The following is a 17363-nucleotide window of genomic DNA, read 5'->3' on the forward strand; positions in this document are numbered from 1 at the left end:
TGTTTTTATTCAGATTCAGTTAATTTATAAAAATCAGTTTCTTTTTGAATATCAGATATAGATTTGTTGAATTTCTTTTTTAGGTGTTTATCTATTAGTTTATTATAACATTCCATTTCTGACCTTAAAATGCAACCCATTGAATAGTATTCAATATTATATTTCGATCCCAAAATTTCATCCATTCCTATAATAGAGCCAATACCAAAATGAAAGTATTTTAATTCACCCTTTTTTAAGTCAATAGAGAATCTATTTTTCATTTTTTCACAAGTATCTAATTCATAATATTCAGTAAGTCTCTTTTGTTTTTGTAAAGATTTATAATATTCAGTCCATAAATGTAAATTTAAAACAAAACAGATTCCAAATGCGCCAATCATTGTTTTTGTCAAGAAATTCCGCCAATCTTTAGCGAGGGAATAAAGTCCAACACTCATAAAACCTATGAAAAATAAAACCTTTGAAATTGTCAATTCCAATTTTACATTGTACCAATATTGCATTTTTACTGAATTAAAAATTAATAAAGTAAATGTGATAATTGATAAAATTAGAAGGATGTATTTTGTTCTTTTTTTCAATTTATTGCAAATGTTGGGTAACGTTGTTGTGTATGTTTCAGTTGCGGCGTTTAAGCATTAAATTTAGTAAATAATTACTGAATGGAAAATCCGTAAGGATTTTCCAAAATAGGCTAGAAACTAGCAATTGAATATACACGTTGTTAGCAAACGTTTTATCTATGAACTATATTCGTTAGTATAATTATTCTAACAAAATAATTATTCAAGTCAACTTTATTATTTAAAATATTACCTGCCAAAACTAATGGAGACATAAAGCTTCCACTTATATTCAGATTTTCAACATAAGGTTTTAATAATTCAGATTTTAAAGATGCTCTCTTTAAAGATTCAAAAAATATTCCATTCAAATTAGGTTCCTTATATTTTTCAAGAATACTTCTTTTTAAACTTAAATTATTTTGAGATGTTTCAGAAATTGCATAATTAAACTCTCCGTTAGTATTTAAGTGTTTGTATTTCGTAATTAAAACTTTCTCATTACTTTCAGAGATTACAGATTTTCCAACCCAGATTGAATCGATTACATTATAAATATGAAACTTTAAATTATTCTTTTCCAATATTTTTTCTCCATTTTGTAGTAAGCCACTATTCAACTCAATTTCATTTTCAAAAAAATCTTTCAAAAACTTTTTGTATGAATTTTGAATGTTTTTATCTGGGTAGTTTTTCTTCAAGAAATTTGTTTCAAAATCCAATAAAAGTAAATCTAAATTTTCAGAATTTACTTTTCCAAAACTATCTCTGAATTCACTTTCTTGTGATATTAAAGAAAATGTAAGAAGTAAAAAACTAAATATTATTAACTTTCTTTTCAATTTTTCGTTTAATGTTTGCTAACGTATTTGTGTATGATTTTTTGCGGGAAAAGGACGTGAGTCGTTTTCCGTTGTTGTGGAAAGATAATTAATAAGATTGAATTTCTGGTGAGGAAATTCAGCCGCAATTAATTATATACGGTGTTAGCTATAGTTATTTTTTTTATAATGTTATTTTTATGCTCTAGAATTAATCTGCTGCTGAATAGGTTAAACTTAAAATCATATAAGTATTTCTTTTTAAATTCAGTGGGTGTCCCAAACGTTTTAAAAAAATCAGAAACTTTAGTTCCCACGGTCAAATTATATTTGAGCGGGAATTCTTTATTATCAGATTCGAAGAGTTGAATTCTAAGTCCATTGGTTCCAAAAGTCCAAGTCGAATCAGTTTTATATGTTGAAAAACTCATTTCAGCAATCTTTCTGTTGTCCTTTAAATATTCAACATAATAATTTTCACGAGGGAATATATAAGTTGAGTCATTGGCATTTGTAAGTTGTTTCAAATTAGTCTTGAAATCTAAGTTTTTTAATGATGAATTATCTCTTGGGTCTAATAGGAAATTCTTAATTAATACTGAATCCAGTTCTGTTTTTTTCTTGTTAATTTCAGTTTTGTTTCCAGCGTGTTTACAACTCCAGACTGATAGAAGAAGATACATCAAAATCACCAGTTTGTTTGTCTTTTTCATAATTATAGCTAACGTTTTGGCTAAGCTGCGTTTTAATGCAGTTTAGGTTTTGTTGGCAGTAGTTTTTCTTTCTTTCCATTCCGATTTCAATATAGACATAATCAATTTATCGTGAAATCCATTATCTCGGAAAGATGCTTCTCTTAATCGTCCTTCAATTTTAAATCCAGACTTTTCATATGCTTTCAATCCGCCAATATTAGGTTCAGATACTGTTAGCATTATTCTGTTTAATTTTTTGTCTACAAATCCTATTTTCAAAATCTGTTCAGTAACTTTTGTTCCGATTCCCTTTCCCCATAATTTCTTTTCACCAATGAAAATATAATACTCACCAGATTTATTTGTCTCTGAAATATCACAAATACCAGCATATCCAATTAATTCATTAGTTGATTCTAAAAATATACCCAGGGTAATATCTTTTTCATTTTTAAGTAATTCTGAATACCAATTTTCAATTTCCTTTTCGGTATTGATTTTTCTAAATAGTGACAAAGAATATTTAATTACATCATCATCATTAATCCAGTCATAGAATGGAAAAATGTCTTTCTTTGATAATGTTTTTAATGTAATCATCTTTATTTTTTTCAAATTACTGCCAACGTTGTTGTATATGGTTTGTTGCGTGTTTCAAGCAAATAATTTAGTAAATAAATACCGATCAAGAAAGTCCGAGAGGACTTTCGCAAGTAGGCAAGAAGCCAGCAATAAATTATATACCGTGTTGTGCATTGTAATTTATTTCCAACTTCCATCAATTTCAATAAATAAATTAGTTAAATGTCTTTCTTCTGATTTTTTAATATTTATTTGACTTTCAAGATGTTCAATTATTCCCTTTAGTTGCTGAATAATTTCGTCAATATTTACTGAAACTTCTTGAAATGTATTATCTAAGTTTCTAATAATTCCAGTATAACAAATATTATAAATTTCTTTTTCTTTAAATTTAGAGTTAACACCTAAAATCTTTCCATTCATTTTATTTTTATCAGTAAAAGTTCCTGTTGATACTGCAAATAACTTTGAGTCATTAGTGTTTTTAATATTTTTTGTCCAAGAAATTACTCCATAAATTGGAAATTCTTTTTCAATTAAGATTTCAGTAATTCTTTTTTCAATATGAGCAATTGTATTTCTCAACTGCCTAACTTCATAAAAGTTTTCAAAAAGCGGATTGTTTTTCTCAATTCCAAAATGTTCATTTAATAAGTTTGAAAAAATCGTTAGATTATTAAAAATTGACCATATTTCTAAATAAAGTTCTTGAAATACTAGTCCTTTTGGATTTGGTTTATTGCTAAATTTATTTAATTTTTCTTTTAGATTTTTATATGATATTTCACAAATATCTACACTACAAGTAATTGCGTCAAAGACAGGGATTTGTCTAGGTAATAAAATTTTCGGTGGTTTACGAATAAATGAGTTTTCCGAGATTATCATATTATCACTTCGTCTTTTTTATAATGCACAACGGTTCGTGTATGAGTAGTAGTGGATTTCTACTCGCAAACCTTTCGGTTTTGCACAGACCTTTGTTTTATAACTATACTTTTGTATTATCACTTAAATCACTATTACTTATACACTGTGTTAGCAGTAGTTTTATTCAGCTTAATCTCCTAAAATCAACAATTTGATTTCATCATTTTCATCAATATATGAAATATATGTTTTGTCCTCTTTTGCAACTATATTTGACCATTTGTAAAAAGCATTATCCTTATCGGCAAAAAAGCTGTTTAATTGATTTCCATCAAAGTCATATTCCTTAAAGCAGATATTCATCTCTTCGACGGCAAAGAGAGAATTTTTACTAACAGCTAAAAATTTTGCGGTACAATCTGTAGTAAGAATCTCAGGTTCTGAACCTTTTTCTATATCATAAACATAGATGCATCCGCTTTCGCTAGCAAGACCTGATTTGTGAATACAGAAATATACTTTACCAAGGTGATGAACGATGTTTGAGCATTCTTTTGCACGACCACCCCCTAGTCGGTGATAAGTCATTTTTCCCGTAAGCAAGTCCAAGATGCAAAATAGGCGAGAGTTGGTAAATTCAGTTTTAATTCTTCTGTGGGCTTCGCATGAACTTACAAAGAAAAAAAGATTGTTTACTTGAAGTCCGTCACGAAAAAAATAATCATCACAAGCAAAAGGAATTTCTATTGGAGAAGCTAATTCCCCAGTCTCTATGTCACAACTCTCTAAAAAGTATTTTTCTTTCTTATTGCCTGTCTGTGTATACAACCTATTGCCTAGAATACTCATGCCAGCATATGTTTCTCCCGGCCAATCATCCTTTTGTGTATATTTAGTAGTAGCCTTATACTTTTTCTTCCCTGTTTTTAAATCAATTCCAGTAATTGCTTTACGATGGCGAAGGTAAACAATATTGTTCTTGATGACAGGTGTGGTCAAAAATGAATAAAATCTGGGATAATAGAACTTCCAGAGCAATTCTCCATTTATTGGATTTATTGCATATAAGTGATTTTCGCATTGAATAAGTAAAACATTATCGAGCAATAACATTTGCCCTCTAATTGTTGCTTCAACTTTCATTTCCCAAACGGTCTGCTTCTTATTCAGATCAACAGATACTACTCCTGCGTCAGTCGAAATAAATACCATATCGTTATCTACCAGTAATAAGCAATTACTATAAGGTAAAAAGGAAATAGGAATATTAAAACAATCGATGGGTTTCAATTTGGGTGAGATAATATCAAACTTAAAATTATTGGTAGTTGGATAACTTTTTTCCATATTATATTGATGAATGGTAATTACTGCTAACGGATCGGGTATGTTGTCGTAGCTGACGTTAGGAAGCTATGCAATATACCCATTGTTGTAGGTAGTTATTTTTAGTTCCAATTTAGTACATCTTTAATTTCATCACGGATTACGGATTTTGTCGTTCCATCTGAAGTCATATATGGACTTTCTCCCGAACCCATACCCAATCCTAAACCACCAATCATATAAACCAAAATATCTCGATTATATGGTTCATTTATTTTGCTCATTATGCTTTTAATTTCAGAGTCATTAGTTGAAAATCCAAAATTTTCTTGAATGAAACTAATTAAAGTTGAGGGGCTTACTGCTCCTCCATCAGAATCAAAGTCTTCAAGCAAGTGCATTAATAAACTGTAAGCAATTATTTTGCCTTTGTTATCCGTATTTAAAATGTGTAATTTATGTAAAGGCTCGATACTTTTTTCATAATCTTCAATTCTAGTGTAGCATCTTGCTAGATTTATTAATGCGTCATCATTAATCGGCATTATTTGTAAGGCTTGGTTAAAGCTTTTTATTGCCAATTCTATATCACCATTATTGTATGCTGTTGCTCCTTTGTTATTGACTGTATCTGTTTGCATTGCAATTTGCATTTTATCAGTCATTGTCATTGAGCTGAATCTTTGAATAAATCCTTTGAAACTGTCTTTTTCAGTAAAGTTATCTAGTTTGGTTGATTGCTCTTTGTTCTCTGCTTTTTCATAAACAATGTCAATATTCCTATCGTGCATATGCAAAGAAACTTTATCAATTTTATTATTACTCTTGTAAAGAGTTAATCCATAGTCGGCAAAAGAAGAACCCATTGCATCTTTCCCAAAGCCTCTTAAAACTATTCTTTCGTTAGTTTCCTCTAACATTTTCATTTGTTTTTCAGCCATTTGAATGTTATCTCCCCAAACTGGGTGATTTCCATCCATATTGTACATTGTTACATAGAAAATTTTATTGTCAGAAGTTTTTACTCTTATTCCTCTCCAAGCTCCTTTATTATTAGCATTTGTCTGATGTCCGCTTTGTATTCGAGTATGGTCATCCGATAGAAATTTAAAATCTGTCAAATCAATTGATGGATTTTTACTATTTGAATCTGATTTAAAAATGTCAAAAATTCCCATTCTCCTTTATTTTGTTTTATGATTTTCGCTTGGTTTTGTCTAATTACCTACAACGTTTGTATATACAGTAATGCAGTATATCTGCATTTATGATATTGTTGTTTAAATGTTTGTTTTATAGTTCTTTATTGTCTAAAAATGTGTCTAACGGACTTTTGATTTTTGCAAGAGATTTACTAGAAACTCGTGTATAAATCTCAGTGGTCTTACTGCTACCATGACCTAAAATATTTTGAATATATCTTAAATCAATACCTTGTTCTAACATATGAGTAGCAAAAGAGTGGCGTAACATATGAGGCGTAACATTTTGTGTTATTCCTGCTTTTAAAGCTGCTCTTTTTAAAATTTTAGAAACACTAGAGCTGCTATATTGTTTTCTGTTAATTCCTTCAATCAGCCAATAATTAGGTTTAAATTCATCTAAATACAAGTGATGCAATTTTTTCATATGCTCAGCAAAAATTGTGACCCTATCTTTGTTTCCTTTTCCAGACCTAACAAATATAAGATTTTTGTCATATAAAATATCCTCTTTTCTTAAACTCAATAATTCACTTATTCGTAGCCCAGAAGAATAAAGTAGGGCTAGAATGAACTTATGTTTCAAATTATCAGAATGTTTAAGTATGGCAAAAATTTGATTTTCACTTAATACTTTAGGCAATTGTTTTGGTTTTTTAGGTCGTTCTATGTAATATGTTTTTCGATCTTTTTGTAAAATTTGTTCAAAATAAAATTTAATAGCATTTATAGCTTGATTCTGAGTGCTGATAGCAACCTTTCTTTTATGGATTAAATGATCTTGAAAATTACGAACATCATTGTCTGATGCTTCTTCAATAGTTTTAGGATCAAGAAAATGAATAAATTGATGTAAAAAAGAAGTGTAAACTTTAATGGTGTTCTTACTGTATCTCTTTCTCTTTAAAGTTTTTTCGTAAGTTTCAGGAATTGTTTTGTCTATTTTTTTTGATTGATGAGGAAGTTGAATCAAATTTCTTACGGAAATATTATTTTCTCGTAATAATTTAATGAGAGTATTTAAGTTATCTTTTGATTGTAATAAATACCATGTTTTTAAACTTCTGCTCCAAGTAGCACCTTTTATAGTTTTTATTAAATGGATGATTTTAGTATCGTACGGAAATTGAATCGCAATCTGTGATTCGTTTTTATGAGTAATTCCTTTCAGGATTACAATAGTTTTAACTTTCATAACATTCTTTTTATAGCAGAGCTAAAATAATAATTTAAATGAAATTAGTTTAAAATGAATGCGGTACGGAAGAGTTGTGGTCTGAGGAATAAAATGAGCTACATAAAAAAAAAGTCCAACATTTCTGTTGAACTTTTTGCTCCCCCTCTTGGGCTCGAACCAAGGACCCTCTGATTAACAGTCAGATGCTCTAACCAACTGAGCTAAGGAGGAGTTTGCGACACAAGATTTGTGTTTTGCGAGTGCAAATATATAATCATTTTTTTATTTCACAAACGTTATTTTATGTAATTCTTTTTAGTTTTTTAGTCAAATAATTAAATGAATTAAAAATGAATAAGATACAAAGTGAAAAAAAATATAAGGTTTTTAAAGGCATAAAAAAAGTCCAACATTTCTGTTGAACTTTTGCTCCCCCTCTTGGGCTCGAACCAAGGACCCTCTGATTAACAGTCAGATGCTCTAACCAACTGAGCTAAGGAGGAGTTTGTGACACAAGATTTGTGTTTTGCGAGTGCAAATATATAATCATTTTTTTATTCCACAAACTTTTTAGTGAAAAAAAACGTTTTTTTTTTAATTAGTGTCTCAAAATTAAAATCTTAAAATTAAAGAATGCTATTTTACTAAAAGTTGTACTTTTGTATTAGTTATTCTTATTACAGAAAAGTACAATTGTTTTATATGGACAAGTTTTCGTTCTTAAATGCAGCACACATTGGTTTTATTTCAGAATTGTATGAACAATATCAGAAAAACCCAGATGCTGTTGAACCAAGTTGGAGAAGTTTTTTCCAAGGATATGATTTAGCAAACGAGAATTACTCGTTAACTGATGAAGAAGAGATAGAGATTCCCGAAGAAGTTCGTAAAGAGTTTCTAGTAATCGATTTAATAAATGGATATCGTACCAGAGGACACCTGTTCACTAAAACGAATCCAGTTAGAGAGCGTAGAAAATATACGCCAACTCTAGATTTAGCGAATTTCGGATTGACCGATCAAGATCTAAATACGGTTTTTAATGCCGGACAAATTTTAGGTATTGGTCCACAAACTTTATCTGTAATTGTTAAACATTTACAAAACATCTACTGTGATAGTATTGGTGTGGAGTATATGTACATCAGAAATCCAGAAGAGATTAAATGGTGGCAAGATCGTTTGAATAAAAACGACAATCACCCAAGTTATAATTCAGAAGAAAAGAAATATATCTTATCTAAATTAAATCAAGCCTCTACTTTCGAAAGTTTTTTACAAACAAAATACGTAGGTCAGAAACGATTCTCTGTTGAAGGAGGAGAAACGTTAATTCCAGGTATTAGTGTGGCACTTCGTGATGCCGCTGAAAAATATGGCGTTCAAGAATGTGTTTTAGGTATGGCTCACCGTGGTCGTTTAAATACATTAGTGAATATCTTTAAAAAACCTGTTCGTGATTTATTTAGTGAGTTTGAAGGTAAAGATTTCGAAGATGAAACTATCGATGGAGATGTAAAGTATCACTTAGGTCTTACGTTAAGTAAATCATATAGAGGTGGTCAAGAAATGAAAATGAACTTAGTTCCAAACCCTTCTCATTTAGAAACTGTAGATGCAGTAGCTGAAGGAATTGTTAGAGCTAAAGTTGATTTAGATTATGATGGCGACGATGCTAAAATTCTTCCAATTTTAGTACATGGTGATGCCGCAATCGCAGGTCAAGGTATTGTATACGAAGTTGTGCAAATGGCACAATTAAACGGATATAAAACGGGTGGAACAATTCACGTTGTAGTAAATAACCAAGTTGGTTTTACAACAAATTATTTAGATGCTCGTTCTAGTACATATTGTACAGATGTTGCAAAAGTAACATTGTCTCCTGTTTTACATGTAAATGCAGATGATGCAGAAGCTGTTTGTCATGCTATGCAAATTGCTGTGGAATATAGAGCAAAATTCAAAAAAGATGTATTTATTGATTTATTAGGATACCGTAAATATGGTCATAACGAAGGTGATGAACCAAGTTTTACGCAGCCTAAATTATATCAATTAATCAAGAAGCATAAAAATGCGAAAGAAATTTACGTAGCAAAGTTATTAGAAGAAGGAGCGATAACTAAAGATTACGTAAAACAAATTACAGACGAATTCAAAGAACATTTAGAGGCCGAGTTTACAGAATCAAAAAAGAAAACAACTTCAAAGATTCAAGATTTTATGCCAGATGTTTGGGATGGATTCGTACGTAAGCAATTAGAAGATATGTTACAACCAACAGATACAACGTATTCTGTTGAAGCATTAAAAGATATTGCAAAAGTAATTTCATCTACACCAGGCGGACATAAGTTTGTTCGTAAAGCTGAGCGTATTTTAAAAGGACGTGCAGATATGGTGTTTGAAAAGAATGAGTTAGATTGGGGTACTGCTGAAAATTTAGCTTATGGAACTTTATTAGAAGAAGGTTATAATGTTCGTATTTCTGGGGAAGATGTAGAAAGAGGAACATTCTCTCACCGTCATGCAATCATGCGTGATGAAAATACTTTAGAGCGTGTAAACTTATTAAACACAAACCCTAAGAATAAAGGAGAGTTAACAATTTTCAACTCTCATTTATCTGAATACGGAGTTTTAGGTTTCGATTACGGTTATGCAATGGCTGCACCAAATACGTTAACAATTTGGGAAGCACAGTTTGGTGATTTTGCCAACGGAGCACAAATCGTTTTCGATCAATATATTTCTTCAGCAGAAGATAAGTGGAAGTTACAGAACGGATTAGTAATGTTACTGCCTCATGGATATGAAGGTCAAGGACCAGAACATTCATCAGCAAGAATAGAACGTTTCTTACAATCGTCTTCTACAGATAACTGGACAATCGCAAATTGTTCTACGCCAGCAAATATGTATCACATTTTACGTCGTCAGATGAAACGTGATTTTAGAAAACCCCTAGTGGTATTCACTCCTAAAAGTTTATTACGTTTACCAGCGGCAGTAAGTACAATTGAAGAATTAGCTGAAGGAACTTTCCAAGAAGTAATCGATGATACAATCGATACGGCCAAAGTGAAGAAAATGGTATTCTGTACAGGTAAATTTTATTACGATTTATTAGCTGAACGTAATGAATTAGGTAGAGAAGATGTTGCTTTAGTTCGTATTGAGCAATTATTCCCATTACATAACGACAAAATCAAAGAAGTTATGGATAAGTATCCAAATATTGAGAGTTATGTTTGGGCACAGGAAGAACCTAAAAACATGGGAGCTTGGTCGCACATGTTAGAGCGTTTTGAGCATGCAAGATTAGAGTGCGTTTCAGATGCATATAGAGCTGCTCCAGCTGCAGGTTCTAAAAAGCGTTCAGAAGAGCGTCACAAAGCAATAATCGACAAAGTTTTTGATAAATAAAGAATAAAATAAACTCAGAAAAAAAAGAAAATATGAGTGTTTTAGAAATGAAAGTTCCTTCTCCGGGGGAATCAATTACAGAAGTAGAAATAGCAACTTGGTTAGTTGAAGATGGTGATTATGTAGAAAAAGATCAACCAATTGCAGAAGTTGATTCTGACAAAGCTACGTTAGAATTACCTGCGGAAGAAAGCGGAATTATCACTTTAAAAGCAGAGGAAGGAGATGCAGTAGCAGTTGGTGCTGTGGTATGTCATATTGATATGAGTGCTGCAAAACCAGAAGGAGGAGAAGAGAAGAAAGAAGCTCCAAAAACTGAAGAGAAAAAAGAGGCTCCAAAAGCTGAACCAGCTAAGGAAACTTATGCAACAGGTACAGCTTCTCCAGCAGCTAAGAAAATTTTAGCTGAAAAAGGAATTAGCGCAGCTACTGTTAAAGGAACAGGAAAAGACGGAAGAGTTACTAAAGAAGATGCAGTACAAGCCGTTCCATCTATGGGAACTCCAGGAATGGGAGCTCGTGGTTCTGAACGTAAGAAATTATCGATGTTACGTAGAAAAGTAGCAGAGCGTTTAGTTTCTGTAAAGAATGAAACAGCTATGTTAACTACGTTTAACGAAGTTAATATGAAGCCAATTTTCGATTTACGTAACGAATATAAAGAGGCTTTTAAAGCGAAGCACGGAGTAGGTTTAGGATTCATGAGTTTCTTTACATTAGCTTGTGTGAGAGCATTACAAATGTATCCAGCTGTAAACTCTATGATCGATGGTAAAGAAATGGTTTCTTTCGATTTTCAAGATGTTTCTATTGCAGTATCTGGACCAAAAGGTTTAATGGTTCCTGTAATTAGAAATGCTGAAAATTTAACGTTTAGAGGTGTTGAAAGCGAAGTAAAGCGTTTAGCGATCAGAGCTCGTGAAGGTCAAATTACTGTTGATGAAATGACAGGTGGTACATTTACAATTACAAACGGTGGTGTATTTGGATCTATGTTATCTACACCAATTATTAATCCTCCACAAAGTGCAATCTTAGGAATGCATAACATTGTGAACAGACCAGTTGCAGAAAACGGAGAAGTTGTTATTCGTCCGATTATGTATGTAGCTTTATCTTACGATCACAGAATTATTGATGGTAAAGAATCTGTAGGTTTCCTTGTTGCTGTTAAAGAGGCTTTAGAGAACCCTGTAGAATTATTAATGAATGGAGATATAAAGAAAGCTTTAGAAATGTAAGCTAGATTATCATCTTAAAATATATAAGTCCTGTATTGTGAAAATACAGGATTTTTTTATGGCTAATTATTGATAAAACGAGTTTGTTTAGCTGTAGAAAAAAACTTTTCTAAACTACAATAAGTTATAAGTATCTAATAAACTAGAATTTCGAGTTCTAAAATTATATTTTTGGGAAAATCATTTTAGTTAGACTTAAAGTAAAAGTTTGTAGAACTAAGAATGATAACTGTGGGGTAAATCAAACATAAATAATTCTAATGAATACTTTGATAAACATCAGTATGAGAAAGTTTTTCGTGTACTTAATGTTGCTTTTGAGTAATGTGTTAATTTCTCAGTCTGCTGTAAAAGAGCTAGATAGTTTAAAGTTAATGTTGTCAAAGCAAGATAATGGAGACTATGCTAAAGTTAATTTGCTGAATACCATTTCATATAAGAATTATGGTATAGCACCAGAAGAAATATATAATTACGCAGAAAAAGCGAATCTTTTAGCAAAAAAAATAGGGTTTACTAAAGGAGAAGCAAGGAGCAAATATTTAATGGGTGTTTATTACTTATCAAAAGGTAATTTTAAAGATGCTTTTGGCGCAATTGAGAAATCCCTTCAACTGTATAAAAAAATTAATGAATCTCATGGAGAATCTACGTGTTATGATTTGATGGGAACTATAAGTTACTATCAAGGGAATTATAAAAAGGCTATTGTACATTATCAGAAAGCACTTCAACTTGCTGAAGAATTAGGGTCTAAGAAAAAGCAAGCAGATTTCATAAATAATATTGGGAACATAAACTTAGCTCAAGGAAAATTAGATGAAGCAATTGAATATTACAATCAAGTGATCGCTATTTATGAAGAATTGAATGATAAAAAATCAATACTTATTCCATTAAATAATATTGCAGTTATTTATACTAGACAAGGTAAGAATTTAGAAGGTTTAGCGTGTTTTAAAAAGAGCCTTGAGATTAATAGAAAACAAGAAAATAAAAAGAGTATAGCCGATGATTTAATAAATATAGGAGCAGTATATTCTGCTATTAAAGATTATGATAAAGCGAAAGAGTCTTATCGTGAAGCTTCTAAAATCTATGAAGAATTAGAGGATAAAAACGGAATTTCTTTGTGCATTATAAGCATGGCTAATATTTATAGAGATTTAGGAGACCAAAAAAAATCATTAAGTTATTTAAATAAAGCTCTTGAAAATTACAAAAAAGTTAATGGTAAAAAAGGAACACTAACTTCTTACCATAATATAGGAACTGTTTATTTCAAAGAATCAGATTTTAAAAATGCAGAAAAAAACTTTCAAATAGCTTTAAACATTGCAGAAAGCTTAGGGGAGAAACGTATTATAGGAATGTTAAATATTGCATTAGCAAAAGTTTATTTTCATTTCAAAAACTACTCTAAATCTTTTAAATATGCTTCTAAAGGAGAAAAAATAGTGAATGAGTTATCATTACTAGAAGAACAAAGAGAAGTTAATTCTATACTAGCCAAGTTATACAAAAGTAAAGGAGATTATAAAACAGCATTAGAGCATCATATACTTTATAAAAAGTTAAATGATAGTCTCTTCAATAAAGAAAATATAAAAAAAATAGCAGAGTTAGAATATGAGTATAAATACAAAGAGCAATTACAATCGGCCAATTATAAAGAATTACAACTTACACAAGAGGTTGAAAGAACAGCTTTAGCTTTAGCAAAATCTAAACAAAATTTGCTCATAGGTATTATTATTTTCTTACTTGTTTCTGTTGTTTTAGGAGGAATCATTTTATATCAAAAATTGAAAAATATAAAATCAGTAAATGAGAACATTTTAATGGAACAGAAGTTACTGCGATCACAAATGACTCCTCATTTTATTTTTAATTGTTTGTCTGTACTCCAAGGCGTAATTTTAAATAGAGAAATCAAAAATGCAGTGAAGTATTTGTCAAGATTTTCCAAATTATTACGAATTACTTTAGAAAACTCTAGAGATAAAATGGTTCCTTTAAAAAAAGAATTAGAAGCTTTACAACATTATGTTATGGTTCAAAGTTTAGGGGTAGAAAAACCTTTCGACTATACAATTCATAAAGCAGAAGAAGTTCAAGAAGAAGAAGTTTTAGTTCCTCCTATGCTTATTCAACCTTTTGTTGAGAATGCTTTAGAACATGCTTTTGAAGAAGAACAAACAGATAGAAAAATTAATGTTAATCTTGAATACAAAGACAACCAATTGGTTTGTGTAATTTTAGATAATGGAATTGGTATAGCTTCAAAAAAGCAATCAAATATTTTGTTAAAGAAATCATTAGCAACAACCATAACTAAAGATAGATTAAAAATGCTTTCAAAGGAATTTAAAGTAGATTCGAGTATTAGCATTAAAGATAGAAGAGAGATTAATGAACAAGGAACAGAAGTCACATTAAAACTACCATATAAGAAAATTGCAAATGATTAAAACATTATTAGTAGAAGATAAACCTTACATCCGAAAAGGTTTAATGTCGTTAATAGAAATGCTTGATAAAGGTTTAACTATTATAGGAGAATGTGGAAGTGTTAAAGAAGCGGTAACAGTAGTTCATGCTTGCAAGCCAGATTTGATTTTTTTAGATATAAATTTATCTGATGGTAATGCATTTGATTTTTTAATGCAAACAGAGGCATTTAATTACAAAGTGATTTTTATCACAGCTTATGATGAGTATGCTTTACAAGCTTTAAAAATAGGAGCGATAGATTATATTTTAAAGCCTGTAGATGTAGATGAATTAGAAGTTGCTATTGATAAAGTCGTTGCTCGTAACGCTACAATAGCTAAAGAACAAATTTCTAAAGTTAGGGAACATATAGAAAATAATCGTTTGGTAATAAGTTTGCAAGATGGCTATCGAGTAATTGAAATTAATCATTTGAAATTCTGTAAATCTGATAGAGGATACACGACGTTTTATTTAAATGATGGAAAAACAATTTTAGCTTCCAAACCTTTAAAGTTTTTTATGGAGCAGTTACCACCTTCAAAGTTTGTAAGGACACATCAGTCGTGTATTGTTAATCTAGATTATGTAGAAAAGTACGACAAAAGCGGAATGATTATCTTAAAATGTAACACACGGTTACCAGTATCTATCAGGAAAAAAGAAGAATTTTTATCAAAACTATTAAATAAATAATTACTAGGTCAATACAAATGGAAACCCAATCATTACGTATTTACATTTGTTATGTGACATATAATTGGTTATGATTTTCTTTGGTGAAGAAAATTATACCTAATGAAAAAGATTATACTATTTTTTACAATACTTTCTACAGTATTTTGTGCCGCTCAAACATTTACGATTGCAAATATCAACTATGAAGTAACTTCACATGGTTTGGCTGAAGTTAAAGTAATAGAAAGTCCGAGTGTTTCGGGAAGTGTAACAATTCCAGATACTATAGTTTACAACGGTAAAAATTACACAGTTACAGCAGTAGGTGATAGAGCATTTTATAATACAAAGCTAAGTGCTGTTTCAATTGCTGGTACGGTTACTTCTATTGGTGTTTCAGCATTTTCAATTACGGCAATTAAAGAAATTGAAATTCCTGATAGTATAAAAGAGATCAGTAAATTAGCATTTAAATTTACTTTTTTAGAGAAGATAAAATTACCTGCTTCTATAACTATACTTTCATCAGGATTATTTGATACCACTCCATCATTAAAAGAAATAACAATTCCATCAGAAGTAACACAAATTGGAGATCTTGCTTTTAGGAGAAGTGCTATAAATGTAATCACATTGAAGAGTGTAATTCCACCATCATTAAACGCTAATGTTTTTTCAGGTGTAGTAACAGATTTAAGTAGTGCTACCTTAATAGTACCTAACGGAACTAAATCACTTTATGCATCAGCATTAGTATGGAAAGATTTCGGAACAATTAAAGAGGAATTGATTTCACAAAATAATATCAACTATGAAGTAACTTCACATGATTTGGCTGAAGTTAAAGTAATAGAAAGTCCGAGTGTTTCGGGAAGTGTAACAATTCCAGATACTATAGTTTATAACGATAAAGATTACACAGTTACAGCTATAGGTGATAGAGCATTTTATAATACAAAGCTAAGTGCCGTTTCAATTCCTAATACGGTTACTTCTATTGGTGTTTCAGCATTTTCAATTACAGCTATTAAAGAAATTGAAATTCCTGATAGTGTAAAAGAGATCAGTAAATTAGCATTTAAATTTACTTTTTTAGAGAAAATAAAATTACCTGCTTCTATTACCACGCTTTCATCAGGATTATTTGATACCACTCCATCATTAAAAGAAATAACCATTCCTTCAGAAGTGACACAAATTGGAGATCTTGCTTTTAGGAGAAGTGCTATAAATGTGATCACATTAAAGAGTGTAATTCCACCATCATTAAACGCTAATGTTTTTTCAGGTGTAGTAACAGATTTAAGTAGGGCTACTTTGATAGTACCCAACGGAACTAAATCACTTTATGCATCAGCATTTGTATGGAAAGATTTCGGAACGATTAAAGAGGAATTGATTTCACAAAATAATATCAACTATGAAGTAACTTCACATGATTTGGCTGAAGTTAAAGTAATAGAAAGTCCGAGTGTTTCGGGAAGTGTAACAATTCCAGATACTATAGTTTATAACGATAAAGATTACACAGTTACAGCTATAGGTGATAGAGCATTTTATAATACAAAGCTAAGTGCCGTTTCAATTCCTAATACGGTTACTTCTATTGGTGTTTCAGCATTTTCAATTACAGCTATTAAAGAAATTGAAATTCCTGATAGTGTAAAAGAGATCAGTAAATTAGCATTTAAATTTACTTTTTTAGAAAGGATAAAATTACCTGCTTCCATAACTATACTTTCATCAGGATTATTTGATACCACTCCATCATTAAAAGAAATAACAATTCCATCAGAAGTAACACAAATTGGAGATCTTGCTTTTAGGAGAAGTGCTATAAATGTGATCACATTAAAGAGTGTAATTCCACCATCATTAAACACTAATGTTTTTTCAGGTGTAGTAACAGATTTAAGTAGAGCTACCTTAATAGTACCCAACGGAACTAAATCACTTTATACATCAGTATTAGTATGGAAAGATTTTGGAACGATTAAAGAAATTGGCACTTTAAGAACACCAAGTTTCAGTGAAAAGAGAGCGTTTGAAATTTTTGTAAAAGATAATGTATTAGAAATACAAGCTTTAGATGAAGCTTATGATTTTAAAGCTTTCAAAGTATTTGATTTTAACGGAATTCAAGTAGCAGAAAGTAAAGAACAAGAACTAAATATTTCAACATTTTTAAAAGGAATCTATGTAATACAAGTACACACAAGCAGAGGTGTTTTAAGTAAAAAGATATCCTTATAAACAAAGAAAATAGAAAAAGAGAAAAGAACT

The 17363-nt window shown here is 30.4% G+C and carries 13 protein-coding genes and 2 tRNA genes; 5 read left to right on the forward strand and 10 right to left on the reverse strand.

The features are described from left to right. Positions 1–5: 5 nt before the first annotated feature. From AQ1685_RS01935 to AQ1685_RS01980, 10 genes are all read right to left on the reverse strand, one after another. Entirely contained in the window at positions 6–506 is a 501-nt protein-coding gene (locus AQ1685_RS01935) for an FEKKY domain-containing protein (protein ID WP_095069056.1), read from the reverse strand. 233 nt (positions 507–739) lie between these two features. Next, positions 740–1408: a hypothetical protein gene (locus tag AQ1685_RS01940; RefSeq protein WP_095069057.1), complete on the reverse strand. Its 669-nt coding sequence runs from the start codon at positions 1406–1408 to the stop codon at positions 740–742. 128 nt (positions 1409–1536) lie between these two features. After that, positions 1537–2100 carry a hypothetical protein gene (locus AQ1685_RS01945; protein WP_095069058.1) on the reverse strand — a complete coding sequence of 188 codons (564 nt, stop codon included), beginning with the start codon at positions 2098–2100 and terminating at the stop codon, positions 1537–1539. 42 nt (positions 2101–2142) lie between these two features. Next, on the reverse strand, positions 2143–2682 hold the full coding sequence (locus tag AQ1685_RS01950; RefSeq protein WP_095069059.1) for a GNAT family N-acetyltransferase: 540 nt from the start codon (positions 2680–2682) through the stop codon (positions 2143–2145). A gap of 162 nt (positions 2683–2844) precedes the next feature. Continuing rightward, positions 2845–3552 (reverse strand): hypothetical protein, encoded by a 708-nt coding sequence (locus tag AQ1685_RS01955; protein ID WP_095069060.1) that lies wholly within the window; start codon positions 3550–3552, stop codon positions 2845–2847. Positions 3553–3723: 171 nt separating this feature from the next. Further along, on the reverse strand, positions 3724–4881 hold the full coding sequence (locus AQ1685_RS01960) for an outer membrane protein assembly factor BamB family protein (protein ID WP_095069061.1): 1158 nt from the start codon (positions 4879–4881) through the stop codon (positions 3724–3726). Positions 4882–4982: 101 nt separating this feature from the next. Further along, positions 4983–6038, reverse strand: a complete 1056-nt coding sequence (locus AQ1685_RS01965) for a tetratricopeptide repeat protein (RefSeq protein ID WP_095069062.1) — start codon at positions 6036–6038, stop codon at positions 4983–4985. Positions 6039–6153: 115 nt separating this feature from the next. Beyond that, the gene (xerA, locus tag AQ1685_RS01970; protein WP_095069063.1) at positions 6154–7257 is read right to left on the reverse strand and encodes a site-specific tyrosine recombinase/integron integrase; all 1104 of its coding nucleotides are present in this window, start codon (positions 7255–7257) and stop codon (positions 6154–6156) included. Positions 7258–7396: 139 nt separating this feature from the next. Then, positions 7397–7470 (reverse strand) — tRNA-Asn (locus AQ1685_RS01975). A gap of 198 nt (positions 7471–7668) precedes the next feature. Beyond that, a tRNA-Asn gene (locus AQ1685_RS01980) sits at positions 7669–7742 on the reverse strand. Positions 7743–7941: 199 nt separating this feature from the next. Between AQ1685_RS01980 and AQ1685_RS01985 the strand changes: the two genes are divergently transcribed. The 5 genes from AQ1685_RS01985 (at position 7942) to AQ1685_RS02005 (ending at position 17333) form a co-directional block, all read left to right on the forward strand. Next, complete coding sequence (locus tag AQ1685_RS01985; protein WP_095069064.1) at positions 7942–10668, forward strand: 2-oxoglutarate dehydrogenase E1 component; 2727 nt, start codon at positions 7942–7944, stop codon at positions 10666–10668. 32 nt (positions 10669–10700) lie between these two features. After that, positions 10701–11909, forward strand: a complete 1209-nt coding sequence (gene odhB / locus AQ1685_RS01990; RefSeq protein ID WP_095069065.1) for a 2-oxoglutarate dehydrogenase complex dihydrolipoyllysine-residue succinyltransferase — start codon at positions 10701–10703, stop codon at positions 11907–11909. 260 nt (positions 11910–12169) lie between these two features. Then, the gene (locus AQ1685_RS01995; protein ID WP_095069066.1) at positions 12170–14380 is read left to right on the forward strand and encodes a DUF2225 domain-containing protein; all 2211 of its coding nucleotides are present in this window, start codon (positions 12170–12172) and stop codon (positions 14378–14380) included. Next, complete coding sequence (locus AQ1685_RS02000) at positions 14373–15098, forward strand: LytR/AlgR family response regulator transcription factor (RefSeq protein WP_095069067.1); 726 nt, start codon at positions 14373–14375, stop codon at positions 15096–15098. The genes AQ1685_RS01995 and AQ1685_RS02000 overlap by 8 nt, the downstream gene beginning before the upstream one ends. A 102-nt stretch (positions 15099–15200) precedes the next feature. Beyond that, positions 15201–17333, forward strand: coding sequence for a leucine-rich repeat domain-containing protein (locus tag AQ1685_RS02005; RefSeq protein ID WP_095069068.1), 2133 nt, complete (start codon positions 15201–15203; stop codon positions 17331–17333). Positions 17334–17363 lie beyond the last annotated feature (30 nt).

Source organism: Tenacibaculum jejuense, assembly GCF_900198195.1.
Lineage (GTDB): Bacteria > Bacteroidota > Bacteroidia > Flavobacteriales > Flavobacteriaceae > Polaribacter > Polaribacter jejuensis.

What these genes read in the sequence shown, in the direction of transcription:
- AQ1685_RS01945 (WP_095069058.1), bottom strand. Translation starts at nt 2,100, where the DNA reads ATGAAAAAGACAAACAAACTGGTGATTTTGATGTATCTTCTTCTATCA.
- AQ1685_RS02000 (WP_095069067.1), top strand. Translation starts at nt 14,373, where the DNA reads ATGATTAAAACATTATTAGTAGAAGATAAACCTTACATCCGAAAAGGT.
- odhB (WP_095069065.1), top strand. Translation starts at nt 10,701, where the DNA reads ATGAGTGTTTTAGAAATGAAAGTTCCTTCTCCGGGGGAATCAATTACA.
- AQ1685_RS01965 (WP_095069062.1), bottom strand. Translation starts at nt 6,038, where the DNA reads ATGGGAATTTTTGACATTTTTAAATCAGATTCAAATAGTAAAAATCCA.
- AQ1685_RS02005 (WP_095069068.1), top strand. Translation starts at nt 15,201, where the DNA reads ATGAAAAAGATTATACTATTTTTTACAATACTTTCTACAGTATTTTGT.
- xerA (WP_095069063.1), bottom strand. Translation starts at nt 7,257, where the DNA reads ATGAAAGTTAAAACTATTGTAATCCTGAAAGGAATTACTCATAAAAAC.
- AQ1685_RS01995 (WP_095069066.1), top strand. Translation starts at nt 12,170, where the DNA reads ATGAATACTTTGATAAACATCAGTATGAGAAAGTTTTTCGTGTACTTA.
- AQ1685_RS01960 (WP_095069061.1), bottom strand. Translation starts at nt 4,881, where the DNA reads ATGGAAAAAAGTTATCCAACTACCAATAATTTTAAGTTTGATATTATC.
- AQ1685_RS01950 (WP_095069059.1), bottom strand. Translation starts at nt 2,682, where the DNA reads ATGATTACATTAAAAACATTATCAAAGAAAGACATTTTTCCATTCTAT.
- AQ1685_RS01985 (WP_095069064.1), top strand. Translation starts at nt 7,942, where the DNA reads ATGGACAAGTTTTCGTTCTTAAATGCAGCACACATTGGTTTTATTTCA.
- AQ1685_RS01955 (WP_095069060.1), bottom strand. Translation starts at nt 3,552, where the DNA reads ATGATAATCTCGGAAAACTCATTTATTCGTAAACCACCGAAAATTTTA.
- AQ1685_RS01935 (WP_095069056.1), bottom strand. Translation starts at nt 506, where the DNA reads ATGCAATATTGGTACAATGTAAAATTGGAATTGACAATTTCAAAGGTT.